Source organism: Neisseria sp. Dent CA1/247, assembly GCF_022870825.1.
Lineage (GTDB): Bacteria > Pseudomonadota > Gammaproteobacteria > Burkholderiales > Neisseriaceae > Neisseria > Neisseria zoodegmatis.
Window position 1 is genome coordinate 1,836,960 of record NZ_CP091522.1, and the last position, 26,672, is coordinate 1,863,631.

At 53.5% G+C, this 26,672-nt stretch carries 31 protein-coding genes and 1 pseudogene; 8 read left to right on the forward strand and 24 right to left on the reverse strand.

Annotated features, from left to right (window positions below; genetic code table 11):
• Positions 1 to 3 precede the first annotated feature (3 nt).
• A complete protein-coding gene (locus tag LVJ85_RS09005) occupies positions 4 to 789 on the reverse strand; it encodes a DeoR/GlpR family DNA-binding transcription regulator (RefSeq protein WP_244739022.1) in 786 nt (261 codons plus the stop codon).
• Positions 790 to 884: 95 nt separating this feature from the next.
• Positions 885 to 1,790 (reverse strand): lysine exporter LysO family protein, encoded by a 906-nt coding sequence (locus LVJ85_RS09010; protein WP_244739024.1) that lies wholly within the window; start codon positions 1,788 to 1,790, stop codon positions 885 to 887.
• Positions 1,791 to 2,083: 293 nt separating this feature from the next.
• On the opposite strand from LVJ85_RS09010, the gene LVJ85_RS09015 reads away from it, so the two are divergent.
• Entirely contained in the window at positions 2,084 to 2,422 is a 339-nt protein-coding gene (locus tag LVJ85_RS09015; protein WP_244739026.1) for a hypothetical protein, read from the forward strand.
• Between the two features lie 96 nt (positions 2,423 to 2,518).
• On the opposite strand, the gene nth is transcribed toward LVJ85_RS09015, so the two are convergent.
• From nth to hda, 6 genes are all read right to left on the reverse strand, one after another.
• Positions 2,519 to 3,157 carry an endonuclease III gene (nth, locus tag LVJ85_RS09020; protein WP_244739028.1) on the reverse strand — a complete coding sequence of 213 codons (639 nt, stop codon included), beginning with the start codon at positions 3,155 to 3,157 and terminating at the stop codon, positions 2,519 to 2,521.
• Between the two features lie 112 nt (positions 3,158 to 3,269).
• Entirely contained in the window at positions 3,270 to 4,076 is an 807-nt protein-coding gene (locus LVJ85_RS09025) for a sulfite exporter TauE/SafE family protein (RefSeq protein ID WP_244739029.1), read from the reverse strand.
• A gap of 118 nt (positions 4,077 to 4,194) precedes the next feature.
• Positions 4,195 to 4,950 (reverse strand): CDP-diacylglycerol--serine O-phosphatidyltransferase, encoded by a 756-nt coding sequence (pssA, locus tag LVJ85_RS09030; RefSeq protein ID WP_244739032.1) that lies wholly within the window; start codon positions 4,948 to 4,950, stop codon positions 4,195 to 4,197.
• Positions 4,951 to 5,051: 101 nt separating this feature from the next.
• Positions 5,052 to 5,375, reverse strand: coding sequence for a divalent-cation tolerance protein CutA (gene cutA / locus LVJ85_RS09035; protein WP_244739035.1), 324 nt, complete (start codon positions 5,373 to 5,375; stop codon positions 5,052 to 5,054).
• 11 nt (positions 5,376 to 5,386) lie between these two features.
• Positions 5,387 to 6,055, reverse strand: a complete 669-nt coding sequence (locus LVJ85_RS09040) for an HAD family phosphatase (protein ID WP_244739036.1) — start codon at positions 6,053 to 6,055, stop codon at positions 5,387 to 5,389.
• Positions 6,052 to 6,720, reverse strand: coding sequence for a DnaA regulatory inactivator Hda (gene hda, locus LVJ85_RS09045; protein ID WP_244743147.1), 669 nt, complete (start codon positions 6,718 to 6,720; stop codon positions 6,052 to 6,054). Before hda ends, LVJ85_RS09040 begins: the two co-directional genes overlap by 4 nt.
• A gap of 194 nt (positions 6,721 to 6,914) precedes the next feature.
• Between hda and LVJ85_RS09050 the strand changes: the two genes are divergently transcribed.
• Positions 6,915 to 7,565: a DedA family protein gene (locus LVJ85_RS09050; RefSeq protein ID WP_244739038.1), complete on the forward strand. Its 651-nt coding sequence runs from the start codon at positions 6,915 to 6,917 to the stop codon at positions 7,563 to 7,565.
• Positions 7,566 to 7,661: 96 nt separating this feature from the next.
• Here LVJ85_RS09050 and LVJ85_RS09055 read toward each other — a convergent pair.
• Positions 7,662 to 7,874 (reverse strand): annotated as a pseudogene (locus LVJ85_RS09055) (signal peptidase).
• 30 nt (positions 7,875 to 7,904) lie between these two features.
• On the opposite strand from LVJ85_RS09055, the gene LVJ85_RS09060 reads away from it, so the two are divergent.
• Positions 7,905 to 8,636: a phosphoadenylyl-sulfate reductase gene (locus tag LVJ85_RS09060; protein ID WP_244739040.1), complete on the forward strand. Its 732-nt coding sequence runs from the start codon at positions 7,905 to 7,907 to the stop codon at positions 8,634 to 8,636.
• A gap of 222 nt (positions 8,637 to 8,858) precedes the next feature.
• On the opposite strand, the gene pth is transcribed toward LVJ85_RS09060, so the two are convergent.
• From pth to LVJ85_RS09080, 4 genes are all read right to left on the reverse strand, one after another.
• On the reverse strand, positions 8,859 to 9,434 hold the full coding sequence (pth, locus tag LVJ85_RS09065; RefSeq protein WP_244739049.1) for an aminoacyl-tRNA hydrolase: 576 nt from the start codon (positions 9,432 to 9,434) through the stop codon (positions 8,859 to 8,861).
• A 109-nt stretch (positions 9,435 to 9,543) separates the two neighbouring features.
• Positions 9,544 to 9,828, reverse strand: a complete 285-nt coding sequence (locus LVJ85_RS09070; RefSeq protein ID WP_244739051.1) for an RnfH family protein — start codon at positions 9,826 to 9,828, stop codon at positions 9,544 to 9,546.
• Positions 9,821 to 10,252 (reverse strand): type II toxin-antitoxin system RatA family toxin, encoded by a 432-nt coding sequence (locus LVJ85_RS09075; RefSeq protein WP_244739054.1) that lies wholly within the window; start codon positions 10,250 to 10,252, stop codon positions 9,821 to 9,823. The genes LVJ85_RS09070 and LVJ85_RS09075 overlap by 8 nt, the downstream gene beginning before the upstream one ends.
• A gap of 96 nt (positions 10,253 to 10,348) precedes the next feature.
• A complete protein-coding gene (locus LVJ85_RS09080) occupies positions 10,349 to 11,026 on the reverse strand; it encodes a sulfite exporter TauE/SafE family protein (protein WP_244739056.1) in 678 nt (225 codons plus the stop codon).
• Between the two features lie 369 nt (positions 11,027 to 11,395).
• Here LVJ85_RS09080 and LVJ85_RS09085 point away from each other — a divergent pair, with 369 nt between their 5' ends.
• From LVJ85_RS09085 to nagZ, 3 genes are all read left to right on the forward strand, one after another.
• Entirely contained in the window at positions 11,396 to 12,886 is a 1,491-nt protein-coding gene (locus tag LVJ85_RS09085) for a DegQ family serine endoprotease (protein WP_244739059.1), read from the forward strand.
• A 104-nt stretch (positions 12,887 to 12,990) separates the two neighbouring features.
• Positions 12,991 to 13,392: a VOC family protein gene (locus LVJ85_RS09090; protein ID WP_244739061.1), complete on the forward strand. Its 402-nt coding sequence runs from the start codon at positions 12,991 to 12,993 to the stop codon at positions 13,390 to 13,392.
• 146 nt (positions 13,393 to 13,538) lie between these two features.
• Positions 13,539 to 14,624, forward strand: a complete 1,086-nt coding sequence (gene nagZ, locus LVJ85_RS09095) for a beta-N-acetylhexosaminidase (protein WP_244739063.1) — start codon at positions 13,539 to 13,541, stop codon at positions 14,622 to 14,624.
• A gap of 120 nt (positions 14,625 to 14,744) precedes the next feature.
• Here the strand turns inward: nagZ and LVJ85_RS09100 are convergent, their stop codons facing one another.
• The 4 genes from LVJ85_RS09100 to LVJ85_RS09115 all read right to left on the reverse strand — a co-directional run bounded on the left by LVJ85_RS09100 (position 14,745) and on the right by LVJ85_RS09115 (position 17,838).
• The gene (locus tag LVJ85_RS09100) at positions 14,745 to 14,936 is read right to left on the reverse strand and encodes a hypothetical protein (RefSeq protein ID WP_244739065.1); all 192 of its coding nucleotides are present in this window, start codon (positions 14,934 to 14,936) and stop codon (positions 14,745 to 14,747) included.
• Between the two features lie 45 nt (positions 14,937 to 14,981).
• On the reverse strand, positions 14,982 to 16,118 hold the full coding sequence (locus LVJ85_RS09105; protein WP_244739067.1) for an ABC transporter permease: 1,137 nt from the start codon (positions 16,116 to 16,118) through the stop codon (positions 14,982 to 14,984).
• A gap of 24 nt (positions 16,119 to 16,142) precedes the next feature.
• The gene (locus LVJ85_RS09110) at positions 16,143 to 17,351 is read right to left on the reverse strand and encodes an ABC transporter permease (RefSeq protein WP_244739069.1); all 1,209 of its coding nucleotides are present in this window, start codon (positions 17,349 to 17,351) and stop codon (positions 16,143 to 16,145) included.
• 121 nt (positions 17,352 to 17,472) lie between these two features.
• Entirely contained in the window at positions 17,473 to 17,838 is a 366-nt protein-coding gene (locus LVJ85_RS09115; RefSeq protein WP_244739071.1) for a helix-turn-helix domain-containing protein, read from the reverse strand.
• Between the two features lie 188 nt (positions 17,839 to 18,026).
• Between LVJ85_RS09115 and LVJ85_RS09120 the strand changes: the two genes are divergently transcribed.
• Entirely contained in the window at positions 18,027 to 18,260 is a 234-nt protein-coding gene (locus LVJ85_RS09120; protein WP_244739073.1) for a DUF896 domain-containing protein, read from the forward strand.
• A gap of 52 nt (positions 18,261 to 18,312) precedes the next feature.
• A complete protein-coding gene (locus LVJ85_RS09125) occupies positions 18,313 to 19,182 on the forward strand; it encodes a pirin family protein (protein ID WP_244739075.1) in 870 nt (289 codons plus the stop codon).
• 97 nt (positions 19,183 to 19,279) lie between these two features.
• Here the strand turns inward: LVJ85_RS09125 and LVJ85_RS09130 are convergent, their stop codons facing one another.
• From LVJ85_RS09130 to argB, 7 genes are all read right to left on the reverse strand, one after another.
• Positions 19,280 to 19,426, reverse strand: a complete 147-nt coding sequence (locus tag LVJ85_RS09130) for a FeoB-associated Cys-rich membrane protein (RefSeq protein ID WP_085363626.1) — start codon at positions 19,424 to 19,426, stop codon at positions 19,280 to 19,282.
• Positions 19,426 to 21,303, reverse strand: coding sequence for a ferrous iron transporter B (locus LVJ85_RS09135; RefSeq protein WP_244739077.1), 1,878 nt, complete (start codon positions 21,301 to 21,303; stop codon positions 19,426 to 19,428). Before LVJ85_RS09135 ends, LVJ85_RS09130 begins: the two co-directional genes overlap by 1 nt.
• A 102-nt stretch (positions 21,304 to 21,405) precedes the next feature.
• Complete coding sequence (locus LVJ85_RS09140) at positions 21,406 to 21,678, reverse strand: FeoA family protein (RefSeq protein WP_244739079.1); 273 nt, start codon at positions 21,676 to 21,678, stop codon at positions 21,406 to 21,408.
• Positions 21,679 to 22,233: 555 nt separating this feature from the next.
• A complete protein-coding gene (locus LVJ85_RS09145; RefSeq protein WP_244739081.1) occupies positions 22,234 to 22,974 on the reverse strand; it encodes a toxin-antitoxin system YwqK family antitoxin in 741 nt (246 codons plus the stop codon).
• 1 nt (position 22,975) lies between these two features.
• Complete coding sequence (locus LVJ85_RS09150; RefSeq protein ID WP_244739083.1) at positions 22,976 to 24,325, reverse strand: aldehyde dehydrogenase family protein; 1,350 nt, start codon at positions 24,323 to 24,325, stop codon at positions 22,976 to 22,978.
• A 355-nt stretch (positions 24,326 to 24,680) separates the two neighbouring features.
• Positions 24,681 to 25,625 carry a tRNA 2-thiocytidine(32) synthetase TtcA gene (ttcA, locus tag LVJ85_RS09155; RefSeq protein ID WP_244739087.1) on the reverse strand — a complete coding sequence of 315 codons (945 nt, stop codon included), beginning with the start codon at positions 25,623 to 25,625 and terminating at the stop codon, positions 24,681 to 24,683.
• 113 nt (positions 25,626 to 25,738) lie between these two features.
• A complete protein-coding gene (gene argB / locus LVJ85_RS09160) occupies positions 25,739 to 26,647 on the reverse strand; it encodes an acetylglutamate kinase (RefSeq protein WP_244739088.1) in 909 nt (302 codons plus the stop codon).
• Between the last annotated feature and the right edge of the window lie 25 nt (positions 26,648 to 26,672).

A 26,672-nucleotide genomic window follows, 5' to 3' on the forward strand; every position in this document is an offset into this window, starting at 1 on the left:
TTTCTACTCTTCTTCGCTATCGCGTTCCGCCACATACCATTTCACGCTCGCCGCTTCGAGCTGTTTGCACATGGTTTCATCGGGCGTTTGGTCGGTAAACACCGCGTCAAACTCGGTAATATCGCCCATCCGCACCAAAGCATTGCGGCCGAATTTGCTGTGATCGACACCCAAATAACACATACGCGCATTGGCCATCATCGCCTGCATCACGCTGACTTCTTTGTAGTCGAAATCCAGCAGCGAGCCGTCGGCATCCACGCCCGACGCGCTCAACACGGCATAATCGGTTTTGAACTGGTTAATAAAATCCACCGTCGCCACGCCGGTTACGCCGCCGTCAATCGGGCGCACCACGCCGGAAGTAATAATCACAGTGTAATCGCTGCGCCCCGACACAATCGACGCCACATGAATGTTATTGGTAATGATGCACAAGCCTTTGCGCTTTTTCACCAACGCCATCGCCACGGCCTCAATCGTGGTGCCGATACTCAAAAACAGCGACGCGTTGTCGGGAATATGCTCGGCAATCAAATCGGCAATGTGGATTTTCTCGTTTTGCAGCTTGGCTTTATGAGTGTTCAAATCCTCGTTTTCCAAGCTGTCGCCCAAAGTCGCACCGCCGTGATAACGCCGCAGAATGTTCTCTTCGCACAGCTGGTTGATGTCGCGGCGGATGGTTTGCGGCGTCACGTCCAGCTCCCGAGCCAGCTGCTCGATGGGCATGAAGTTGTATTCGCGGACTAAAGCAATAATTTTTTCGTGACGTTGTATGCGGGGAGGCATGGCTTATGTGACTTTATCAATTGTTAAAATAATTTTACATCATCAACTTATGCGGCGAATTGTGCCAAATTCGGCGCGGTGGCGCAAGCGCGCGCTTAAAAGTGCATATTGGAGAAAACCACCATCAGAAACGGAGCCAGCACGTTCACGATAAAACCGAAGCTGATAGCCAGCGGCACAACCTGCAAACCGCCCGAGCTTTGAATCACCGGCAGCGTAAAATCCATACTCGTCGCCCCGCCGGAGCCGACCGCCGCGCTCGGGTGCTTGCGCATCAGCACCGGAATAAACACCAAAGCAAAAAATTCTCGCGACAAATCGTTCAACAAAGCAATACTGCCCCACACCGGCCCGTAAGCCTCGGTCATCACAATGCCCGAGAGCGAATACCAACCGAAGCCCGAAGCCAAAGCCAAACCTTTGCTCCACGACACTTCGGGCATCAGCGCCGCAAACACAATGCCGCCGACGAGTGACGACACGGTAAACAGCACGCCGGTCTGCACGCCCCTGCGGTTTACCAACACCTGCCGCAAAGTAATGCCGCTGCTGCGCAACTGCACACCGACCAGCAACACCATCAGCATCAAACAATAATTGCCCGTGCTTTCCGGCGGGAGCCAGTGGCCTGCCATCGCTTTACCCAGCACAAAACCTGCCGCCACGCAGCCCAACTGCCGCGCACTGCCCGCCATACTCACCCTGCTTTTCTTGCCGCTGCCCTGCGTTTGGCGGGGATAACGGCGGTCGAACCACATCAAAACCAGCAGGTTCATACCCATCACACACCCGCAAAGCAAGGCCGCCGCACCGGCAATCGTATCCAACTGCGCAACCAAATTATCCACGCGCGACAGCGACACGCCGATCAACAGCAGAATAATATAAACCAGCCACGCCAAAGCCTTATCCACCAGCCGCACATAATGTTTGGGCACGCTGATAAAAAAGCCGAGAAACAGCGGTATCAACACGGAAATTAACGTAAGCAGACTATCCATAAGCCATTTATTCAGTTTTCAGACGGCCTCAAGCGCAGACAAACCGCGCTTTGCACTTAATCCGGCGGTTCGGCAAAAAGATTGGCACGCCTTTACAACCAAGCCGCGCAAAAGGCGGAATTATACCCGAATAGGCTTGCTCCGCCTTCCCTCTCGGGGCGCAGCACCTTTGCCCCGCATCGTGAAGTGTTATGATATATCGAAATAAAGTCTATTATAAACAATAGGTTATTTACAATCATGCTTTTTAGTCGTATGATGAAAAGTATCAACCTCCCATCAAAGGAAAAGCCATGAGCGATTGCAAAACCCACCCCAATCACGAACATGTACACGGTAAAGGCTGCGGCCACACCGCCATCAAACACGGCGACCATGTTGACTATCTGCACGACGGCCATCTGCATCACGAGCACAACGGCCATTACGACGAACACCATTTGGACGTGAATGAAACCAATCCCGACGGCTGCCATCCCGTTCACGATTGCGCCGGCCATGTTCACGGCCCCGGCTGCGGTCACGAAGCCGTACCGCACGGCGACCACACCGACTACATCGTTAACGGCCGTCTGCACCACCAACACGGCGACCACTGCGACGACCACGGCCCCGTAGAAATCGTCAAATAAACGGCTCAACCGTTTATCTCATCAAGCAAAAAGCAAGACCTTTGCCGCGCGCTGCAAAAAACAGTGCAGCGTGCGGCAAAGGTCTTTGGTTTATCCTTATAACGGCACGGTTTTGGCCGGGTATTCGCACAAATCGTTAATCAAACACTTTTCGCACAAAGGCTTCTGCGCCTTGCAGGTATAACGCCCGTGCAGAATCAACCAATGATGCGCGTCTTGCAGAAACTCTTTCGGCACAAACTTCATCAGTTTATCTTCTACCTCGCGCACGTTTTTCCCCGGCGCAATCTTGGTGCGGTTCGACACGCGGAAAATGTGCGTATCCACCGCCATCACAGGCTGCCCGAAGGCCGTATTCAACACCACATTGGCCGTTTTGCGCCCTACGCCCGGCAGCGCTTCGAGTGCCTCGCGGTTCGCCGGCACTTCGCCGCCGTATTGTTCCAACAGAATCCGGCAGGTTTCCATGATGTACTTGGATTTCGTTTTGTACAGGCCGATGGTTTTGGTGTATTCCATCACACCTTCCAACCCCAAATCCAGCATGGCCTGCGGTGTGGAAGCGACGGGAAACAGCTTGGCCGTGGCTTTATTCACGCCTACGTCGGTTGCCTGCGCGGAAAGCAGCACGGCAATCAGCAGCTCAAACGGGCTGTTGAAATTCAGCTCGGTCGTCGGATGCGGATTGGCCGCGCGCAAACGCTCGAATATTTCTTGGCGGATCTGTTTATTCATGATAGTGGTTTGTTTGGAAATAAAATTATTTTTGATATTCAGTCAGTAAGGCCGTCTGAAATATTTCAGACGGCCTGAACTGTAAACTTCTATACCCGCATAAGCATAAGCGCTATATCAAACGCCACAGCATTCTGCCGGCAATCACCAGCAGCAAAATACCGAAAGCCAGCTTGAGTTTGGCAGGCTGCAACTTGTGCGCGACTTTCACGCCCAACGGCGCGCACACTACTGTTGCAACGCTCAACACCGCCACCGCGGGCAGATACCAAAAGCCGAACGAACCTTCGGGCAAGCCGCTGATATTCCAGCCGGAATACAGATAACCGAGCGCACCCGCCACCGCAATCGGCCAAGCCAAACCGGCGGAAGTGCCCACCGCTTTATGCACGGGCACGTTGCAATACATCATAAACGGCACCGATAAAGAACCGCCGCCGATACCGACCCAGCTCGAAACGACGCCGAACAAAGTGCCCACCGCACTCAAGCCCGCGCCTCCCGGCAGGCTGCGCGACGGTTTGGGCTTGGCATCCGCCAGCGTTTTCAAAGCAATCAGCACGGTAAACACAATAAAGAAAATCTGCAAAGCGCCGTTGGAAATGTGTTTGGCAATAAACGAACCGAGCAGCACGCCGAAAATCATGCCCGGCGCCATACGCTTCACCACCTGCCAATCCACCGCACCTTTGCGGTTTTGCGCCATCATGCTGGAGAACGTGGTAAACACCATAATCGCAAACGACGTGCCCACCGCCAAATGCTGCGCGTGGGCGATGTTTTCCATGCCCTGCATTTGCAGCACCCACAACACCACCGGCACGATAATCATCCCGCCGCCGATACCGAGCAGCCCCGCAATAAAACCGGCGAAACTGCCCACCGCCAGCATGATAATAATCAATTGAATATCCAGCATTTTTCTTCTTTATAGCTTCTTTGTAGATGATATAGACAACAATGGTTTTTGTTTTAAAGCCAAGCCTGTTTGAGCGAAGCTCGCAAGCTCACTTTAGCGAAACTCGCCAAGCTCACTTTCAGACGGCCTGACGGCGTTTTTTCCACCACCGCCAGCCAAACATCACATAGCCCGACAAGCTGTATCCCAAGAAAAACAAGAACAGCACCAAAGAAGGCTCCGATGCCGCCACCGCCAGAATCAGCATGAAGATAATCATGGCGAAAAACGGCACTTTGCGGCGCACGTTGATTTCCTTAAAGCTCCAAAACGGAATCTGCACCACCATAGACAAGCCCGCAAACAGCGTAATAATCAGGCACAACCACTGCACGTAAGGCAGGCGCCCGTAGCTGTGGTTTACCCAAATCATGCCCACAATCAAAGCTGCCGCCGTGGGGCTGGGAATGCCGATAAACCAGCGTTTGTCCACGCGCCCGATTAATGTGTTGAACAAAGCCAAACGCAATGCCGCACACGCGCAATAAATAAACGCAATCGAATAGCCGATTTTGCCAAACTGCCACAGCTGCCATTTGTAGGCAATCAAAGCGGGCGCCACGCCGAAGCTGACCATATCTGCCAAGCTGTCGAGCTGCTCGCCGAACGCGCTTTGGCTGTTTGTCCAACGTGCCACCCGCCCGTCCATACCGTCGAGCAGCATGGCAATGAATACCGCAATCGCCGCCGTTTCATAATGCCCGTGCATGGCTTGGGTGATGGCGAAAAACGCAGCAAACAAGGCGGCGATGGTAAAGGAATTGGGCAGCAGATAAATACTGTGCTTACGCAAAGACGCGCGGTGCCGCTGGGTTGGATTTTGCTGTATATCCATGGTTTTTCCGATAAGGCTGTTTTCTAAGAAATAAGCGTTTCGTGATGCTGTTTATTCATTTCATTATAGCGAAGAAACGCCCCGATGAGGCCGGAGGCTGCTTACAAACCCAGCTGCGCCTTCATCCAGCGCAGATACGGCACAAAGCCCCTACTCATCGGCTGCATCAGAATTTGCGGGCAGTCGTAGCTGTGGTTTTGCACGATGGTTTTTTCCACCGCTTTATAGTGGCAGCGGGCGGTTTTAATCACGATGCGGATTTCTTCGTCGTTGCACAATTCGCCGTCCCACACATATTGGCTGCGGACGGTTTCGTATTGCACGCAGGCGGCGAGACGGTTTTCCAGCAGCAGGCCGCCGATGCGTTCGGCTTCTTCGCGGTTGGGCGCAGTGGTTACGACGACAACAGGTTTGAATTGGGGCATTTCAGACGGCCTTATCGAAAATTCAGCACGGGCCAGCCTTTTTCTTCGGCTTCCTGCTGCAAGGTTTCATCGGGGTTGACGGCTACGGGGTCGCTCACCAAACGCAGCAGCGGCAAATCGTTTTTGGAATCGCTGTAAAAATAGGTTTTGCCATAGCTTTCAAGCGTTTCGCCGCGTGCCGCCAACCATTCGTTCAGGCGGGTGATTTTGCCTTCTTTCAAGCTGGGCGTGCCGACGTAATTGCCCGTATAGCGGCCGTCTGAACCGGTTTCGAGCTGCGTACCGATAATGTTTTCAATGCCGAACAGACGGCAAATCGGGGTGATGATGAATTCGTTGGTGGAAGAGATGACCAGCAGTTCGTCGCCTGCGTTGCGGTGGCTCTGCACCAGCATTTGGGCCATCGGCGAGATGTGCGGGGCGATAAATTCGGCGGTAAATTCGCGGTGCATTTCGGCCAATTCTTCTTGGCTGAAGCGGCTTAAAGGTTCGAGATGGAATTTGAGAAACTCGTCGATATCCAAACAGCCGTTTTGATAGTCGCGGTAAAACTTGTCGTTTTGGGCGCGGGTGTGTTCGACATTGACCACGCCTTTTTTCATCAGATATTGCGGCCAAGAATGGTCGGAATCGGTGTTGATCAAGGTGTTGTCCAAATCGAAAATGGCGAGGTTTTTCATTCTGTTTCCTGTTGTTTTAAGAGTTGGCGCAGCAGCGGCAGGGTGATGCGTTTGCCCATCATCACGGCGTAGTTGTCGAGCGTGTCGAGCATCTGCATGAGGCTGTCCATATCGCGCCGCCAGTGGTTGAGCAGGTATTGGAAGATTTCCGGTTCTACGGTTAATTGCCGCGCCGCCGCCATGCTCACTAACGCGTTGATTTTTTCTTGGTCGTTCAAAGGTTTGACATCGTAAACCAAACAATAGCCCATGCGTGTGCGCAAGTCTTCGCGAATCACCAGTTGCGGCGGCGGCACGTCGGCACTCAGCAGCAGAAAGCCGTGTTTGCTGTTGCGGAAGCGGTTGAAGGCTTCAAACAATACCGCCTGCTCGCCGTCGTTGAGTTTGTCGACCTGATCCACCGCCAGATAGTCGGCTTCAAGCACTTGGTCGGTCAGCGGCATGCGGGCGGCATCGATGTAAACGGCGTTGTGCCCCGCCTGCAAAGCCTGCGCCACCCAAGCCTGCAAAAGATGGCTTTTGCCGGAACCTTCCTGCCCCCAAACGTAAATAAACTGCCCGTGCTGCTGTTGCAAAACGTGCAGGAGTTCGGCGTTGGAAGTGCCCAAAAATTTATCGAACGAAGGGTAATCGCGGGCGGCAAAATCGAATATGAGCTGGTTCACGGAAAAGGTTTTCAGACGGCTTTCAGACGGCACATTGTACGTTGTTTCGATAAACAGCAGCAAGCTGCGGCAACGGTTTGGCAGAATTTAAAGTTTTCACTTAAAATGGCGAACTTCGCATACAGTAAGGCCGTCTGAAAGCTGTTTGATTCCTTTTCAGACGGCCTCTATATTCATCAACCGAAAGCACCCACATGGAATTTATTTCAGTCATCATCGACTTTATCCTGCATATCGACCAGCACCTTACCGAGCTGGCCGCACAATACGGCGCGTGGATTTACGCCATTCTGTTTCTGATTATTTTCTGCGAAACGGGGCTGGTGGTTACGCCGTTTCTGCCGGGCGATTCGCTGCTGTTTGCCGCCGGCGGCATTGCGGCCATCGGCGAAATGAATATCCATGTGATGGTGGCGCTGCTGATTGCTTCGGCCATCATCGGCGACGCGGTGAACTTTATGATCGGCAAATACTTCGGTGCCAAGCTGTTTGCCAACCCCGGCTCCAAAATCTTCAAACGCAGCTATCTCGACAAAACCCACAAGTTTTACGAGAAATACGGCGGCAAAACCATCATCATCGCCCGCTTCGTGCCCATCGTGCGCACTTTCGCCCCGTTTGTAGCAGGCATGGCGAATATGCACTACGGCCGCTTTATCCGCTTCAACGTGATCGGCGCCGTTTTGTGGGTGGTGTTGTTTTCCTACGCGGGCTATTTCTTCGCCAATATTCCGGTGGTAAAAAACAATCTGGGCTTGGTGCTGGGCGCGATTATCGTGATTTCGGTGCTGCCCGGCGTGATTGAAGTGATCCGCGCCAAACGCGCAGGCAAACGCGGCGGATAAACCTTCAAGCATTCCAATACATTTCGAGGCCGTCTGAAACACCATTTTCAGACGGCCTCTTTCATTTGGTTATAAACAAATAAACAAACATTCCTTTTATGGCCTGCGGCGGTGGGTGCACAATATCAACCAACATTGAGCATACCGAGACCTTTGCAAAACCCTCAGATGTGGATGCAGTTCAAGGCGTAGCAGCACTGCGGGTGCAGACATATCATATAGATAGGCAAACGAGCGGGCAGTACCCCTAGGGCATAAACGCACAACGCAGAAATGCGCCGCAGATGAGGCGGTTTGCAAAGGTCTCATACCGTTTAAACACACGAAACCCTTACCGCCATGTCACTACACGCACCCAAATTCTGGCAAATCCCCGCCCCTGCCCCAACCGAATCAGGCCGTCTGAAATCATTGGAAAACACGCTCGGCGAACGCCTGCACGAAATTGCCGGCCGTTTTCCGCATGCCGTTTTGGCCTCCAGCCTCGCCGTGGAAGATATGGTGATTGCAGACATGATAGGCCGTCTGAAACTGCCGCTGCGCATCATCACGCTCAACACCGGCAAACTCAACGCCGAAACGGTAGCCTTGATTGACGAAAGCAATATCCGCTATCCGTTTCAAATCGAAGTGTTCCACCCCGATGCCGACACTTCGGCCGCATTTGAACGGCAGTTCGGCCAAGCCGCCATGTATGAAAGCGTGGACTTGCGCCGCCAATGCTGCCACATCCGCAAAATCGAACCGCTCAACCGCGCCCTCGCGCAAGCACCGGCATGGATGACCGGGCAGCGCCGCAGCCAGTCCGACACGCGCAGCAGTTTGGCGTTTGAAGAACACGACGCCGCCCGCGCCATTCCCAAGTTCAACCCGATTTTCGACTGGGAAGAAGCCGACGTTTGGGCATACGCACACGCGCATAATGTGCCGCTGAACGCACTTTACCAACGCGGCTATCCCAGTATAGGCTGCGAACCCTGCACCCGCCCGGTCAAACTCGGTGAAAACATCCGCGCCGGCCGCTGGTGGTGGGAAAGCAGCGACAGCAAAGAATGCGGGCTGCACAAATAAGGCTGTCGCACCTGCTTGTTTCGAGTGGATTGTATAGAGAAGAATGAAAACGAGTATATGAGGCCGTCTGAAAGCGGGCTTGCGAGCTTCGCTAAAACATACCTGTCCGACGGCCAACATCTTGCGGCAGGGCGGATTGCATCTCCGCCCGCGTGAGATTTTCAGTAACGGAACATTGAAACCGATATTTCAGTTACCAACTGATTTTAAAAAGATTTCACATTACTTGCTGTGAAGAAAACGGGTCGCCTCTTCCCATTGTCCCGACAATACCAGCGGCAAGCCTTGTATAGACTTGGCGATGGCATCATCTATCGCCTGCCGGTCTTCGGCGCCGGGTTTGTTGAGCACATAGCCCACCACCAGATTGCGGTCGCCGGGATGGTCGATGCCCAAACGCAGCCGGTAAAAGCCGGGCGTGCCCAGTCTGGCTTGAATGTCTTTCAGGCCGTTGTGGCCGCCGTTGCCGCCGCCGAGCTTGAAGCGGATGCGCCCGCAAGGAATGTCCAATTCGTCGTGCACCACCAAAATTTCTTCCGGCTTGATTTTGTAAAACGATGCCAATGCCGCCACCGCCTGACCGGAGCGGTTCATAAACGTATTCGGTTTCAGCAGCCATATTTCGCCTTCGGGGCGGGTAACGCGCGCCACTTCACCGAAAAATTTTTTCTCTTCTTTCAAACGGGCATTCCATGCCCAAGCTAATTCGTCTATCAGCCAAAATCCGGCATTGTGGCGCGTGTGTGCGTATTCCGCGCCCTGATTGCCCAATCCGACGATTAATTTGATTTCCGACATTTTATCTTTCCATATTTATGGCCGTCTGAAATTTCAGACGGCCTGATGTATCTTCTGATTCGCCTGTCTCATTAAAGAAAAGCACAGCCGTCATACCGCCAAACACGGCTCAATCGGCTTCTTTATTGTTGCGCACCCGCAAACGGCGGGCTTCTTTGGGATCAATCAACAACGGGCAGTACACTTCCACACGGTCTTTATCGCGCAACACCGTATCGTCTTTCACCGCTTTGCCGAAAATGCCCAACGGCGCATTGCGCACGTCTGCTTCGGGAAATTCTTCGGCAATGCGACTCCGCAACACCGCCTCGCGCGCGGTTGTCCCTTCCGCAACGGAAAGACGCTGCAACAGCTGGCGCTCCGCCGTGCCGTACACGATTTCTATTTCAACCATAGCGGCGGTCGGCCTCTTTAACGAATGCGTCCACCAGCGTGCGCGAAAGGTGGCTGAACACCGGCGAAATCAGCGCGGAAAGCAGGCTGCTGGAAAAATCGTATTGCAGTTTGAATTCGATTTTGCAGGCATCGTCACCCACGGGAATAAACTTCCATGTGCCTTGCAGGGTTTTGAACGGCCCTTCGAGCAAGTCCATGCGGATTTCCCGCCCCGGCACATTATGATTGTGCGTGGCGAATGATTGCTGGACTTTCATGTAGTCCATAAACAGACGCGCTTTCAGCTCATTGCCGCTGCGCTCGATGATTTCGGTTTTGCTGTACCACGGCAGAAACTGCGGATAATCTTCCACCCTGTCCACCAGCTCGAACATCTGCTCGGCACTGTGCAGCACCAACATATTTTTTTCTACGGTTTTCATACGGTTTTGTACGCGCTAAAAGGCGGCATTATAACAAATAAAACTGCCGGCCAACTTGCCCGCCCTGCATGCCCATCTCTTCCCTGCCCATACTTTTCAGACGGCCGTCTGAAAAAACGACACCAACTGCCACAACGCCCATGCCGATACGGTTAAACCGGCGCACAAACGCACCGCTTTATGTTGCAGCCACGATTTCAACTGCGCCGCGAAAAAGCCCATCGCCAGCAGGTTCGGCAGCGTGCCCAAGGCAAAAGCCAACATATACATACCGCCCTGAGCCGCGCTGCCGCTGCCCAAAGCATACAGCGACGCGCTGTACACCAAACCGCACGGCAGCCAGCCCCACAACATCCCCACGGCAAAACAGGCCGGCACGCTGCGTATCGGCAGCAGCTTATTGAGCAGCGGGTTCAAACGCTTCCATACCGGTTTGCCCACCGCTTCCACTTTCACCACTAAGGCTGACAGGCCGGCAAGATACAGCCCCAGCAGCAACAGCAGCACATTCGCCGCCACAAACAAACCGTTTTGCAGCCAGCGGGTTTCGTCCAACGAAATCCCGACCTGACCCAGCAAACCGAGCAGCACGCCGATCAGCACATAGCTGCTGATCCGCCCCGCGTTCAGCAGCACAATCAGCCAAAAGCGGTTGATATGCGGCGGCAACTGCAAGGCAAACGCACTGCTCAAGCCGCCGCACATGCCCACGCAATGCCCGCCGCCGAAAAAACCGATCAGGAATAAAGTCAGAAAAGTAATGTCGCCGCCCATATCACCGCCGTGCCGCCCAAACCCTTGCCCGCCGCCCGAAACGCAAACGTAAGCTACGCAGGCAAAGGTCGGGCAAACGCTTCAAAATATGTGTTGAAAAATCCCGTTATTGTAACAATGATTGCCGCCACGATGGGCGGCTCCCACTTCATGACGGTTCGGCCGCACAAATCTTTCAGACGGCCTCAAACCTCTGCCCGACGGCATATCCGCAACGGTTTTTGCCACGAATTGTAAGGAAGAGTGAAAAACAGTGAAAACATCTGTTTAAATGGAATATATGCACTTGTTTTCGCCGTGCAGGGTTCTATATTTTCATTTACAATCACAACTTTGCAATTCAACGAATCTGTTTTAAAAGGAAACATCGTGAACAAAACGCCAAAATACATTGCCTTGGTGCTTGCTTCAGCCTTAGCCCTAAACGGCTGCGACAAAGTGGACAGCTTTTTCGGCAAGCAAGCCGAGCCGCAAAAAGATTTGGTACAAAAAGTAGAAACACAAACCGAAAGCGGCAAAGTAGAAATGCTGCTGCCCGACTTTACCAAACTGGTCGAGCAAGAAGGCCAGACCGTGGTCAACATCCAAGCCGTCAAAGCCCCCCGCAGCGGACGCAGCCAAGACAACATGGATTTAAACCAGTTTCCCGACAACGATCCGTTTTACGAATTTTTCAAACGCCTCGTCCCCAACCTGCCCGAGTTCCCCGAGCAGGAAGACGACGGCGATCTGAATTTCGGCTCCGGTTTCATCATCAGCCCCGACGGCTACATTCTTACCAACACCCATGTAGTGAACGGCATGAACAACATCAAAGTGCTGCTCAACGACAAACGCGAATACACGGCCAAGCTGATCGGTTCCGACATTCAATCCGATGTGGCCTTGTTGAAAATCGACGCGGAAAACCTGCCCGTTATCAAAGTGGGCAAAGCCAAAATTTTGAAACCGGGCGAATGGGTGGCCGCCATCGGCGCGCCGTTCGGCTTTGAAAACAGCGTTACCGCAGGCATCGTGTCTGCCAAAGGCCGCAACCTGCCGAACGAAAACTACACGCCGTTTATCCAAACCGACGTCGCCATCAACCCCGGCAACTCCGGTGGCCCGCTGTTTAATCTGAAAGGCCAAGTGGTCGGCATCAACTCGCAGATTTACAGCCGTAGCGGCGGCTTTATGGGCGTCTCGTTTGCCATTCCGATTGACGTGGCCATGAACGTTGCCGAACAACTGAAAAACGGCGGCAAAGTACAGCGCGGCCAGCTTGGCGTGATTATTCAGGAAGTTTCTTACAATCTGGCCAAATCGTTCGGCCTCGACAAAGCTTCCGGCGCCTTAATCGCCCGCGTACTGCCCGGCAGCCCCGCCCTGAAAGCCGGCCTACAACCCGGCGACATCGTGCGCAGCGTCAACGGCGAAGAGGTGCGCCAATCCAGCGACCTGCCTGTGATGGTCGGCGCAATGGCTCCGGGCAAAGAAGTAACGCTCAACGTATGGCGCAAAGGCAAAGAGCAGCAAATCAAAGTAATACTCGGCGCCAGCGGTAACGACACAGAAGCCGGCAACGCGGGCGGAGACGATCCGATGTTTTCCACCGACGGCCAAGCATTTACGGTGGAGCAAACCGGCCTGACCCTGAAAGTGCGCACGTCCAATACCGGCAGAAAACTGGTGGTGGTAAAAGCCGAAGCCGCTGCCGAACGCGCCGGCTTGAGACGCGGCGATGAAATCATCACCGTCAACCATATTAACGTTGAAGACGAGGCTTCGCTTAAAAGCGCATTGGAAGGCGCGGGCAAAAACATTCCCCTGCTGATCGAGCGCGACGGCGATATGCTCTTTATGGCTTTAAACCTGCCTTAAAATCAAGCTGAAGTCTTTGCCGTTCAGGCGTTTACACTTTTTCAGACGGCCTCAAGAGGCCATCTGAAATCTTTTGGCGCAACCCTTTAGAAAGGAGTACAACCATGTCTGCCAATCCCAGCATTCTTTCCCACGTATCGCTCGGTACCAACCGTTTTGAAGAAGCGGTGGCGTTTTACGACAAAGTGCTGGCTTCTCTCGGCATCGGACGGACTTTGGATTTAAGCGCACATCAAGCCGTGGCTTACGGTCGCGCCTATCCCGAGTTTTGGATTCAGGCACCATGCGACGGCCAGCCCGCGCAAACCGCCAACGGCGTACACATCGCGTTTTATGCCGAAACCCGCGAAGAAGTCGATGCCTTTTATCAAGCGGCTTTGGCCGCAGGCGCGAAAGACGACGGCGCACCCGGCCCGCGCCCGCATTACGGCAAAGAATATTACGGCTGCTTTGTGCGCGACTTGGACGGCCACAAAATCGAAGCCATGGCTTGGCTGGCCGAGTAAAACGGCTGATGCTTAGTTAAGGCCGTCTGAAAACCCGCTTTTCAGACGGCCTATCTATATAAACGTAACCTTACTACTGCCCGCCGATACAGTCTTGTATAATCTTCCCTTTTCCGCACCACATTCCCTATTTTTTGAGAAAACTTATGACCAAACCCATTATCCCGCGCGGCCCCGTGATGGCCGATGTCCACGCTTTCCGTCTTACCGGCGAAGAAAAACAACGCCTGCTCGACCCTGCCGTCGGTGGCGTGATTTTGTTCCGCCGCAATTTTGAAAACGTTGCCCAACTTAAAGAGCTGGTAAGCGAAATCAAAGCATTGCGCTCTCCCGAACTGATTATCGCCGTCGATCACGAAGGCGGGCGCGTGCAGCGGTTTATCGACGGCTTCACCCGCCTGCCCGCCATGAATGTGCTCGGCGAAATTTGGGATACGCAAAGCCCCGAAGCGGCCAAAGCTCAAGCCGAGCAGGTGGGCTGGGTGCTGGCAACCGAATTGAGCGCGTGCGGCGTGGATTTGTCGTTCACGCCCGTGCTGGATTTAAACTGGGGTCAATGCGCCGTAATCGGCAACCGCAGTTTCCACGGCAAGGCTGAAATCGTTACCGAGCTGGCGCTGGCTTTGCAGAAAGGCTTAAACAAAGGCGGCATGAAATCGTGCGGCAAACACTTCCCCGGCCACGGTTTCGTCGAAGGCGACAGCCACCACGTTTTGCCGCAAGACGACCGCAGTTTGAACGAATTGGAAGCCGCCGACATCGTGCCCTTCCGCCGCATGAGCGCGGCAGGCATGGCGGCCGTGATGCCCGCGCATGTGGTTTACCCGCAAGTCGACAGCCAACCGGCGGGCTTTTCGGCCAAATGGCTGAAAGATATTCTGCGTGAAGACATCGGCTTCAACGGCGTGATTTTTTCAGACGACCTCACCATGGAAGGCGCGTGCGGAGCGGGCGGCATCAAAGAGCGGGCAAAATTATCGTTTGATGCCGGCTGCGACATCGTGCTGGTGTGCAACCGCCCCGATTTGGTTGACGAATTGCGCGAAGGCTTTGTGATTCCGTCCAACCCTGCATTGGCCGACCGCTGGCAATACATGGCGAACACCCTGCCCGCCGAAGAAGCCGCCGCCGTAATGGAAACACCCGAATTCAAAGCCGCCCAAGCCGCTACGGCGAAACTGGCCACGCCGAAAGATGTTGCCGGCGGTGTGAAAGTGGGCGAGGCGTTTTAAGCAAAACGCTTTCGGGAGTCTGCTTGATAAGCCGAGCATTTACGGTTAAATAATTGCTGCCGCGTGCAGGTTGAAACCGATCATGAACGTTCGGATCATCAACTATCAGGTAAAACAAACTCAGGCCGTCTGAAAAGATATTTTAGCGAAGCTCACAAGTTCGCTTTCAGACGGCCTGTGTTCTTTGGCAGCAAACGTAGGTTGGGTCGTGACCCAACAAAAAATACTCAACTCTTCTACCACGTTGGGTTTGGCAACCCAACCTACGGGAAGGCTGAAATTTTCCAAAGCAAGTGTAGGGACGAATTGCATATCCGCCCGCAGGATGCTTTCAGACGGCCTGTATCCATACAAAACCTAAGGCTGTTTACCACTCTTGCCGCTTTTCACATACCACCACAACACCAGCAAATAAACCGCCAGCAAACCCACCAGCACCCACAGCAGATACGCGCCGTCGGCAAGCGGCGTGCCGATTTGGTTGAAGCGCACCGAAGCCTGAATCGCCGAAGTGCTCGGTATCAGCCAGCGCAACCATTGCAAAGGCAGCGGCAAAGATTCAGACGGCCACGCATAGCCGCTGAGGAAAAACATCGGAATCGAGGTAAACATCAAGAGCTGGAGCGCCCGCTCGCGCTTTTGAAACCACAAGCCGAACAAACAGCCCAGCGTCGCCACCGCAGGCGCAAACAGCACCGTCAAGGCCAGCATGCCGCCGATATTCTGCGCGCGGGCGTAGTCTTGGATATAAAACACCCAGCCGAAATAAAACAGCGAAGCCAGCCAGCCCATCAGCGACAAAGCCGAAATCCGCCCCAGCCATACCCGCATCGAAGCATGTTGCCGCCGCTGTTCGCGCCATGTGCCGACCAGCAGCGCCGACCCCATCAGCAACACCTGTTGGATAATCAGCACCGCCACGCCGGGCACCACATAATTGCCGTAGCCCTGCGTCGGGTTGTATTGCACTTGCAGCTGAAACGGTATCGGGTTTTGCGCGGCAAACGCCTGCTCTTTCGCCATGCCGCCCGCCTGCAAACGCTTGATTTGAATACCGGTGGATGCCGTGCCCACCACTTCGGCAAAGCCCGTTTGAACCTCTTTGCTTACCAAAAGATAGCTGCCGTTGGCCAACACGCCTACCCGCGCCGGCCGCTGCATCATCACATCGCTTTTCAAACCCGCCGGAATCACCATATAGCCGCCGATTTCCTGCCGCCACAAAGCCTGCTTGGCTTCGCGCTCGCTCTGCATCACCCTTACCGCCAAGCGCGGACTGCCTTCGGCCATCTGAATGATTTTGTTCGACAATGTGCTGTGGTCTTCATCCACAACCGCAGCCGGAATCCGCCGCGCCGCCTGCGTACTGTACGGCCACGGATAGAAAAAACCGTAGATAAACGGCGCAATCACCAGCATCAGCAACACGCCCTTATCGGTAAAAATGTTGCGGATGGTGTCGGCAAACGCTGTAAAAAACATACTTTTCTTCATGTTATTCCGTACCTTTCGCCGCCGTTATCTCGCACCCCAACGCTGCGGCAAAGCATACGCGCGCTGCGAAAGTTTGGCCGCCGCCAAAAGAAGCAGCAAGGCCGCCAGCGAAGACCATCCCAGCGGCTTCACCGCCCATTGCCACGGAATCCCCATTTCCAGCAAGCCCTGCTGCAATTCCAGATAATGCGTCAGCGGCAGCATATCCGACCACTTCTGCGCCCAAGTCGGCATCGCCAAGCGCGGGAATGCAATGCCCGAAAAGGCAAAAGCGGGTGCGGAAATAAAGCCGGTGGCCGACAGCCCCGTGCGCATCGACATCGGCAGCGCGGAAAATATCACGCCCAGCCACAGCGACACCAGCATCATCAGCCACAAGCCTAAATAATTCAGCAGCCACGATATCGCAGCCACTTCATGCGTCTGCGCCAGCATCCACAGCAGCACGCCGCCCCAAAGTGTAAAAGCCAGCATCGGCCACACCAGCTTGCCACCTAAAGCGAACGCGGCATCGGCAAAGCGCACATGCCCGTTGCGGACGCGGCAGCCCGCCTTGCCCAACCAATTGTGCAGGCTCTTGTCGCGGATTTCCCTGCCGAACGCCACCGCCCCGGCCGTCATCGCCAAAATATGCAGCAGCCCGGGAATCAGCGTCGTGCCGAGAAACTGCTGGTAATCGGTGGAAATATTAAACAGCGCCGAAGTAACCGTGCGTATCGGGCTGAACGTATGCTCCGCCTGCCGCACCGATTCCCCGCGCTTGTTCAACGCTTTCATCTCCACACCCGCCGACAAAGTACCCGCCACCGCCTGCACATCGCGCACCAGCAAACCCGAAAACGAACCGAATTGGCCGTTGAGCTGCAAAATCAGCGGCGAAGCTCCACCCTGCTTGAGTTGGCGGGAAAAATCATCGGGTATCACCACCACGCCGTACACATCCACCCTATCCATAGCCTGTTGAGCTTCGCGTTCGTTGGCGTAAGTGTGCACCACTTTCAAAGCCGGCGCGCTGTCGAGATACTGCACCGTCTGCCGCGACAATGCGCTGTGGTCTTTATCCAGCACGCCGATGGGCAAATCGGTAATGGCGGCGCGGGCAAACATCCACCACACCAGCAGCACGCTCGCCAGCGGCAGCCACAGCAGCAGCGACAGCTCCCAGCGCTCTCGGATCAAGTAGCGCCATTCGAGGCGGGCGCTGCGCCAAAAGATATCGAGAAGTTGGTTCATCCTATCCACCTTTCAGACGGCCTTTAGAGCATGAGGCCGTCTGAAAATCCAATATGCTGAATCTTGATATAGAAGTGCTTAAAACGCGGGCATGAGAATGCCGTTTCCGCAAGCGGTTCGGCTATACCGTATCGTTTTGCCGAGTCAATTTATGTTTTTCACATTCTAGCGCATATTCCGTACCCCAACGGTGCATGGCTTCAATCACCGGCATCAGCGTCAGGCCGAACTCAGTAAGCGAGTATTCCACTTTCGGCGGCACCTGCGGATATACTTCGCGATGCACAATGCCGTCTCTTTCCAGCTCGCGCAGTTGCAGGGTAAGCATGCGCTGAGTCACAGCGGGCATCAGCCGCTGCAATTCGTTGAAACGGCGGGTTTGGGTGTTTAAATGGTAAAGAATCAATACTTTCCATTTGCCGCCGATAATATCGAGCGTGGTGCTGACGGGGCAGCAATTGTCGTGTGGTGCGTCGGGATGGTTCATGGTTAGCCCTTGTCGGTTATCGTTTACAGTATAAAAAATGTGCGTACTTGTCTATAAGCAGGTACTGCGTATAATACGCCTTAACACAAAAAAAGCCCAGTAAAAACCAAGGCCGTCTGAAAGTGAATTTGTGAGCTTCGCTAAAACAGGCTCGACGTTTTGCAGGCAAACACCATCAGGAGTCCATCATGCGTATCACAGAATTAGACCGTATCAACGAGCTGGCCTATAAAGCCAAAACCATCGGGTTAACGGAAGCCGAATCGGCCGAGCGCGACACTTTGCGCCGAGCCTATATCCGCCAAGTGTGCGGGCAAATCAACAATATGCTGTCTACCGTAACCGTTGTCGATCCCGAAGGCACAGACGTTACTCCCGCCAAACTGCGCGAAGCACAGGCCGCAGGTATGCAGGTACATTAAGCCCTGCCGACAACTTACCGACACAGCACACACAATCAGAAAGGAAAACCACATGAGAAACGTACGCCAAATCTACCGCGCCAACAGCCAACACTGGGTAGGCAACGGCTTTTTGGTACAGCCCTTGTTTTCACACATGGGCGACGACCGCGGCACCGACCCGTTTTTGATGCTTGATTACGCCGCACCGCACGAGTTTGCTCCCAACGAAGCGCGCAGCCCGCGCGGCGTGGGCCAACATCCGCACAAAGGTTTTGAAACCGTTACCATCGCCTATCACGGCGAAGTCGCCCACCGCGACTCTTCCGGCGGAGGCGGCGTCATCAAAGCCGGCGATGTGCAATGGATGACTGCCGGAGCAGGCATTATTCATGAAGAGTTCCACTCCGAAGCCTTCAGCAAAACAGGCGGGCTTTTCGAGATGGTGCAACTGTGGGTCAACCTGCCTGCCGAACACAAAAACGTAGCGCCGCACTACCAACACCTCGCCAAAGAAAACATTCCCGTGGTGCAGCTGCCCAATGAAGCCGGCCATCTGCGCCTGATTGCAGGCGAGTACGCAAGCACTCAAGGCGCTGCCGACACCTATACCGAAATGAATGTGTGGGACGTCGTGATTCACCCCGGCAAAGAAGCCGCCCTTACCCTGCCCGCCAACCACAGCCTCTCTATGGTGGTCTTGCGCGGCGAGGCAGTCTTTAACGGTAAAGAACGCGCAGGCGCAGGCCAATTGGTCGGCTTTGAACACGGCGGCGGAGAAGTGCGCATCGCCGCAGGCAGCGAAGAAGTGAAAATCCTCCTGCTCTCCGGCGTGCCGATTGCAGAGCCGGTGGTCGGTTACGGCCCGTTTGTGATGAACACCGCCGAAGAAATCCGCGAGGCCATCCACGATTTCAACAATGGCCGTTTCGGTAATATTTAATTACCCAATCCCTTCCATCAACTTAAAGGCCGTCTGAAAACACCGTTTCAAATAAACAGTGTTTTCAGACGGCCTCATACCGTAAAAGCGTTACTCCCTAATGGCAGCCGCCGCTTTTACCGCCGCCGCAGCGGTCGCAACCGCCGCAGGCCGAACCGCTGTTTTTCGGTTTAAACACAAACTTGCGCAAGATATATAAGGTGCACAGCAGCACGATGGCACCGACGATAATATATTGTTCCATCAGAAAATCCTCGAAGTTACCTGATACACGATAAAGGCAAACACATAGGCAAGCCCGAACAGATACGCCGTGATCATAAAGGTTTTCCGTGCCGATTTGGTTTCACGCTTGATTACCGCCAATGTGGCCATACACATCGGCGCGTAAATATACCAAGCCAAGAACGCAAAAGCGGTCGGTAGCCCCCAGTTGTTGTGCACAATCGGAATCAGCGCGTTTTGCACGGCATCTTCCGAACCAGCGCCCACGGCATACACCGTACCCAAAGCAGCCACCACCACTTCGCGCGCGGCGATACCCGGAATCATGGCGATACACATCTGCCAAGTGAAACCCAGCGGTGCAAACAGAGGCTCGATGAAGTGGCCGATCGTACCCGCAAAGCTGTAATCAATCGCCGCGGCCGTTGCACCTTCCGGCGGCACGGGAAAGCTCACCAAAGCCCACAACACCACGCTTAAAGCGAAAATAATCGTACCGGCACGTTTTAAAAACGCTTTCACACGGTCCCACAGGCTTACCGCAATATGCTTGAAATTGGGCATACGGAAAGTCGGCAGCTCCATCAGCAGAGGAAACTGCCTGATACCCGTTTTACCGCGTGCAAAATATTTCATCGCATAAGCCGTGGCCGCCGCAGAAACAATGCCCGCCACATACAGCCCGAACAAGGTCAGCCCTTGCAGGTTGAATACGCCCATCACCGTTTGGTTGGGAATCACCGCCGCAATAATCAATGCGTAAATCGGCAGGCGCGCAGAGCAAGTGAGCATCGGCGCAATCATGATAGTAATCAACCGTTCGCGCGGGTCGTGCATGGTACGCGCCGACATCACTGCCGGTACCGCACAGGCAAAGCTCGACAGCAAAGGAATGAAAGAGCGGCCTGAAAGCCCTGATTTCGACAGCAGGTTATCCAGCAAAAACGCCGCACGAGGCAGATAGCCCGAATCTTCCAGCAACAAAATAAAGGCAAACAAAATCGTAATTTGCGGCAAAAACACCAGCACGCTGCCGATACCGGCAATCACACCGTTCACCAGCAAATCCTGCAAGATGCCCGCCGGAATCACAGTCGTTACCCATTCTCCGAGCGCACCGAAGCCGTCTTCAATCGCGCCCATCAAAGGCTCCGACCACGAATAAACAGCCTGAAACACCAGCAGCAAAATCACCAGCAAAATGGCAAAGCCCCAAATCGGGTGCAGTACGATGCTGTCTAAACGGCGGTGCCATTCCGGCAGTTTCATTTCCGTGCTCACGACCTGCCGCAGAATATCTTCCACTTGGGCATACAGCTCGTTACTGTCGAGCCGGTTGAGCGTTTGTTCCGCTTCTTCCACATTGATGGGGTCGGAACGGCGCGGCAGTTTCGCCACCGCTTCACGCACGGCGCGGATACCTTCTTTACTCACCGCCACCGTTTCCAATACCGGCACGCCTAGCAGCTTGCTCAATTTGTCCGCATCGATTTTCAAACCGCGCGAACGAGCCACATCGCTCAAATTGAGGGAAACCGCCATCGGCAGCCCGAGCGTTTTCAGCTCCAGCATCATCCGCAGCGTCATGCGCAGGTTGGTCGCATCCGCCACCGCAATAATCGCATCCGGCTGCCGGCCGAGCTTACCCAGCACCACATCCCGCGCCACCGCTTCATCAGGGCTGGTAGTGCGCAGGCTGTATGTACCCGGCAAATCGATAATATGAACAGACGTATCGTCGATAAACACACCCTCGCGTTTATCCACCGTTACGCCCGGATAATTGGCTACTTTGGCATGCGCACCGGTAAGGCCGTTAAACAATACCGTCTTACCGCAGTTCGGCGCGCCCACCAAAGCGAAATAGCTTAAAGAAGCCGACGCAGAGGCACTCATGTTGAATCCTTTCATTATTGCGTATCAAGCCGCTCCTTCTCTCGTTAAGAGGCCGTCTGAAAATGCTGAACATTAAAAATGAAGATAAAGAAACCCAACCGCTTAGAAATGATCGGTTACCACCCGGCACATCACTTTGGAAGCTTCGGGCGCACGCAAAGCAAACTGCGAATGGTTGCTCAAACGCACGGCATAAGGCCCTTTGCCGAGCACGCCGACAGCCATTACTTCCAAAGGCATACCGTTGGAAAAACCCAAGTCGGCCAAACGGCGGCTCACCAAAGGATCCAACTCACCGAAAGCGGGGTTGTCTTGAATAAATTCGATATGGGCACACGTGCCTTTATTTAATTGGGAGAGCGGGATAACAGACATAAAAGCCTACTTTCTTGTTTTGATACAAAAGTTAAGCTTAAGACGGAGACCCCTGAACGTGACAGAACTGCGTCTGATATTATGATATTAATTTTTATTCAGGTTTAATCATATCTTAATGTTTTTTAGTTGGATTTGCAATGAAAGATGAATTTCTTCTGCCGGCGGAGAAACATGCAAGCCATGCCGCCGTTTCATCAAACCTCATATAAACAAAAGAAGAATCAAGAAATTAGAAATTAATATTTTGGAATTCACCGCCTGCTCTTATGAGGCCGTCTGAAAACAAATCGACACTTTTTTGAGCTGCATCAGAAGAAAGCTAGAGAATTATCGACCGTCAAACCACTTATCAAGTAACCGTAACGTCATACCTGCTTTTGCCCGAATATTTTCAGACGGCCTCAACCATAGCGGCGCTTTGAAATAAAGACCATTCCTTCAACAAGCCTATCTCCCCCCCTGCTTACCGCAAATAAAAACAAAGGCTGCCGACATTCAGCCGACAGCCTTTATTGATGCGTTTCATTTAATTAAGTGATTATTATTGAATGATTAATCCGACAGCACATAGCCGTCTTCATCCCACACCGTTTTCTTAACCAGCGAGCCGTTTAAATACACCGCTTCGGATTTTTTCGCGCCGTTGGGATGCCAATCGAGCACGATACCGTTGCGTCTTCCACCTTCCATCGTGATTTCGGTAAGCAGCAAGCCGTTTTCGTTCCAACTGACGATGCTGTTGGGTTTGTCGTCAACCATCATCATTTCCGTTTTGGGTTGGCCGTTGGCGTACCACTGCTTCCAATAGCCGTTGGCCTTATTGCCTTTAAACTGAATCTCACTTTCTTTGTTGCCGTTACGGTAATAGCGTGATCCCGTGCCTTCACTTTTACCTTCCACATAAGGCATCACGGCCGATTTTTTACCGTTGGGATACCAGTTTGTCCACACGCCGTCGGGCTTGCCGTTTTTATAGCGGCCGGTCATTTTCTTCTGTCCGTTGAAATGCCACAAGGTCAGCATACCGCTGTTTGGCGCAGGAACGAAATTTTTGATTTGCCCTGCCGCCACCTGATAAGGATCTGAATATTTCTTCATGGAAGGATAATAGAAATCTTGAGCTTGGGCGACGCCGTCTTTCACTTCATACTGACGCACATAAGCCACCGCCGACATATTCGCGGTAATCTGCCCTTGCTGATTGAAATACAGTTCCTGCATCTGCGCAACCGCCGCAAGGGGAAAACCTGCCAGCACTGCCGACGAAAAAACTGTATAGCCTATTGATTTCATATTATTTTTGCCAATAAGATTTCACGTTTACAAATTCATAAATTCCAAATTCAGACAATTCCCTGCCATAACCGGAATCTTTCACGCCGCCGAAAGGCAGGTGTAAATCGCTGCTGGTATGGCGGTTGATATACACCGCGCCGGTTTGCAGTTTGGCGGCATATTCCCAAGCCTTTTCATGGTTTTGCGAATAAATGCTCGCGCCCAAACCGTAAGGGCTGTCGTTGGCGAGCGCGATAGCGTGCTCTTCGCCCAAGGCCCGCATAATCACGGCCACAGGGCCGAACACTTCTTCGTGATACACGCGGCAATTGTGGTTCACACGATCCAACACCGTGGCGGGATAAAACCAACCTTTTTCGGTACACTCCGGAATCTGCCCGCCCTGAAGCACGCTTGCGCCGTTTACCAAGGCATCAATCACTTGCGAGTGAATCCGCTCGCGCAAATCGCGGCGGTGCAGCGGAGCCAATGTGGTTTCGGGATCCATAGGGTCGCCGGTTTTCAGTTTGGCACATTCCGCTAAAAACAGGCTGATAAATTCTTCGGCCACGGATTCGGTTACGATAATGCGCTTGGCCGCATTGCACGATTGGCCTGCGTCGCGGAAACGGGAATAGCAGGCATCTTTGGCGGCTTGTGCCAAATCGGCGTCCGACATCACGATAAAGGCATTGCTTCCGCCCAATTCCATCACATTCTTTTTCAGGTACAGCCCGGCTTGGGCTGCCAAGCGGCGTCCTGTGTCGGCGGAGCCGGTAAAGGCCAGCGCATCGGTGCAGGCAACGGCGCGGCGCACTTCGGCGTGATCAAGCCACGCCACTTCCATGGGCAGGCTGCTGCCGATGATTTCAAACAGGGCTTCGGTTACCCTACCGACGCTGGGCGCGGGTTTCACCATACAGGCATTGCCGGCGCACAAAGCGGGAATGGCAAAACGTAACACCTGCCACACCGGGTAATTCCACGGCATCACGGCAAACACCACGCCCAAAGGCTCGAATCTTACTTGGCTTAGACTGGCTTGAGTCTCAATAGTTTTATGCGCCAGCAATTCGGGGGCTTTGCGCGCGTAATAGCGCACCAGCTCAACCGATTTGTTCAGTTCCGCTTTGCATTCGCGCAGGCAACGACCGACTTCTTCGCAAATCATTACCGCCAAGCGGCCGCGGTTGGCTTCCAAGCGGTCGGCAAAGGCGCTGAGTAACTCGGAGCGTTGGGTAACCGAAAGTTCGGCAAACGCCTGTTGGCGCTTTCTCAAACGCCGCAAGTGGTATTCGAACTCTTCCCATGATTGGGCTTCACGCTCGTATAAGGTTTCTCCGTTTAAAATATGTGTGCTGAAAAACACGGGCAGCTCCGAAAAATGCGGCGGCCGATTTGGCCGGAATATAAAAATTATTGTGAGTAGGAAATTTTATAATCAATGGCAGATGCCGTCTGAAAACACCGTTAAACGGCTTTCTGCTCATATAATCGGCTGTTCGGTTTTCGGTCAAAGTTTCCCGATGTAATTGCTGATAGGTTTATTGTACCTGAATAAAACAGATTGCGGGCGGGCTTATTTCTCATTGCAATGCCGGTTTATATCCTCGTCTCCAAATATTTTTCTCTCATATAACAAAATGCTGCCCGCAACAGGCAGCATTTTCATCAAACATATTTTCAGACGGCCTCAACACGCCTGAATCCGCATCCGACTTTATTCAGCTTTTAGGCTTGCTGGCCAAGATATTGATCACTTTTTTCACGGGAATTTCGGGCGAAATGGTGATTTCGTTGCCCTCGCGGCCGTCTGAAAACTGCTGCGGCACAGTTTCTTTGTCGAAAGCCAAATCGCCGCCGTGTTTCAACACCTGCCCGCGTTGCAAACCGGCGAAGTCGAATAATGCGGTATCGGCCAAATGCGAAGGCACAACGTTTTGCAGGGCGGAAAACATGGATTCGATGCGGCCGGGGAAGCGTTTGTCCCAATCTTGCAGCATTTCCTTAATCACCTGACGTTGCAGATTGGGCTGCGAGCCGCACAGGTTGCACGGAATAATCGGAAACTGCTTCAACTCGGCATAACGTTCCAAGTCTTTTTCTTTCACATACGCCAGCGGGCGGATAACGATATGCTCGCCGTTGTCGCTCACCAGCTTGGGCGGCATGGCTTTAAGTTTGCCGCCGTAAAACATATTTAAAAACAGCGTTTCCAGAATATCGTCGCGGTGGTGGCCGAGCGCGATTTTGGTGCAGCCCAATTCTTTTGCCACGCGGTACAGCACGCCGCGGCGCAAACGGCTGCACAGCGAACAGGTGGTTTTGCCTTCTTCAATCACGCGCTTAACTACGGAATAAGTGTCTTCTTCGATGATTTTGTACGGCACGCCGATGCTTTCGAGGTATTCGGGCAAAACGTGCTCGGGAAATCCGGGCTGCTTTTGATCGAGATTGACGGCAATCAACTCGAAATCGACCGGCGCGCTGGCCTGTAATTGGCGCAGGATGTCCAGCAAGGCGTAGCTGTCTTTGCCGCCGGAAAGGCAGACCATGATTTTGTCGCCGTTTTCAATCATGTTGAAATCGTTGATGGCATCGCCCACCGCGTGACGCAAGCGTTTATTTAACTTATTGTTTTCTAATTCGTGTTTGGGTTTCTTAGACATGGCGGAAACGTGAAAAACAAAGGCCGGATTGTACCTTAAAATACATGAGGCCGTCTGAAAAAAGCTGCTGGCTTTTTCAGACGGCCTCATACTTAATGAAGCAGATGTTCGCCCTATTCGGCTGCGCTTTGTGTTTTTTCGCCGCCCAAAATCATCGAGCCTATGCCCGAATCGGTGAAAATTTCCAGCAGCAAAGCATTCGGCACTCTGCCGTCGATGATGTGCGTGGCTTTCACGCCGTTCACCGCGGCTTCCACCGCCGAACTGATTTTCGGCAGCATGCCGCCGTAGAGCGTGCCGTCGGCAATCAATTCATCAATGCGTTTGGGTGTGAGGTTGGTGAGCAAATTGCCGTTTTTATCCATCACGCCGGTGATGTTGGTCATCATCAACAGTTTTTCGGCGTTGAGTTCTTCCGCCAATTTGCCTGCCACCAAGTCGGCGTTGATATTGAACGCTTCGCCGTTTCTGCCCACGCCGATGGGTGCAACCACGGGAATGTGGCCGTAGCCGATGATGCCTTTAATCAGCGAACAGTCAATGCTTTCCACCACGCCCACTTGGCCGATATCGACACCGTTGCGCTCGGGCGTGTTGATAAACAGTTTTTTGGCGCGGATAAAATGACCGTCGCGGCCGGTAACGCCCACGGCCTTACCGCCGTGCTGGTTGAGCATGGACACGATTTCTTTGTTTACATGGCCGCCGAGCACCATTTCTACGATATCCATCGTTTCGCTGTCGGTAACGCGCATACCTTGGATAAACGTGCCCTCTTTGCCCACTTTATTGAGCATGTCGTTAATCTGCGGGCCGCCGCCGTGCACAATCACGGGGTTGATGCCGCACAGTTTCAGCAGCACCACGTCTTTGGCAAACCCTTCTTTCAGGTGCGGCTCGGTCATGGCATTGCCGCCATATTTGATTACGATGGTTTTGCCGGAAAAGCGGCGGATGTAAGGCAGGGCTTCGGAAAGAATCGCTGCTTTTTCCGAAGCGGAAATGTGTTGGGTGTCGCTCATATTTCTCCCTTGTATATGCGGTAGT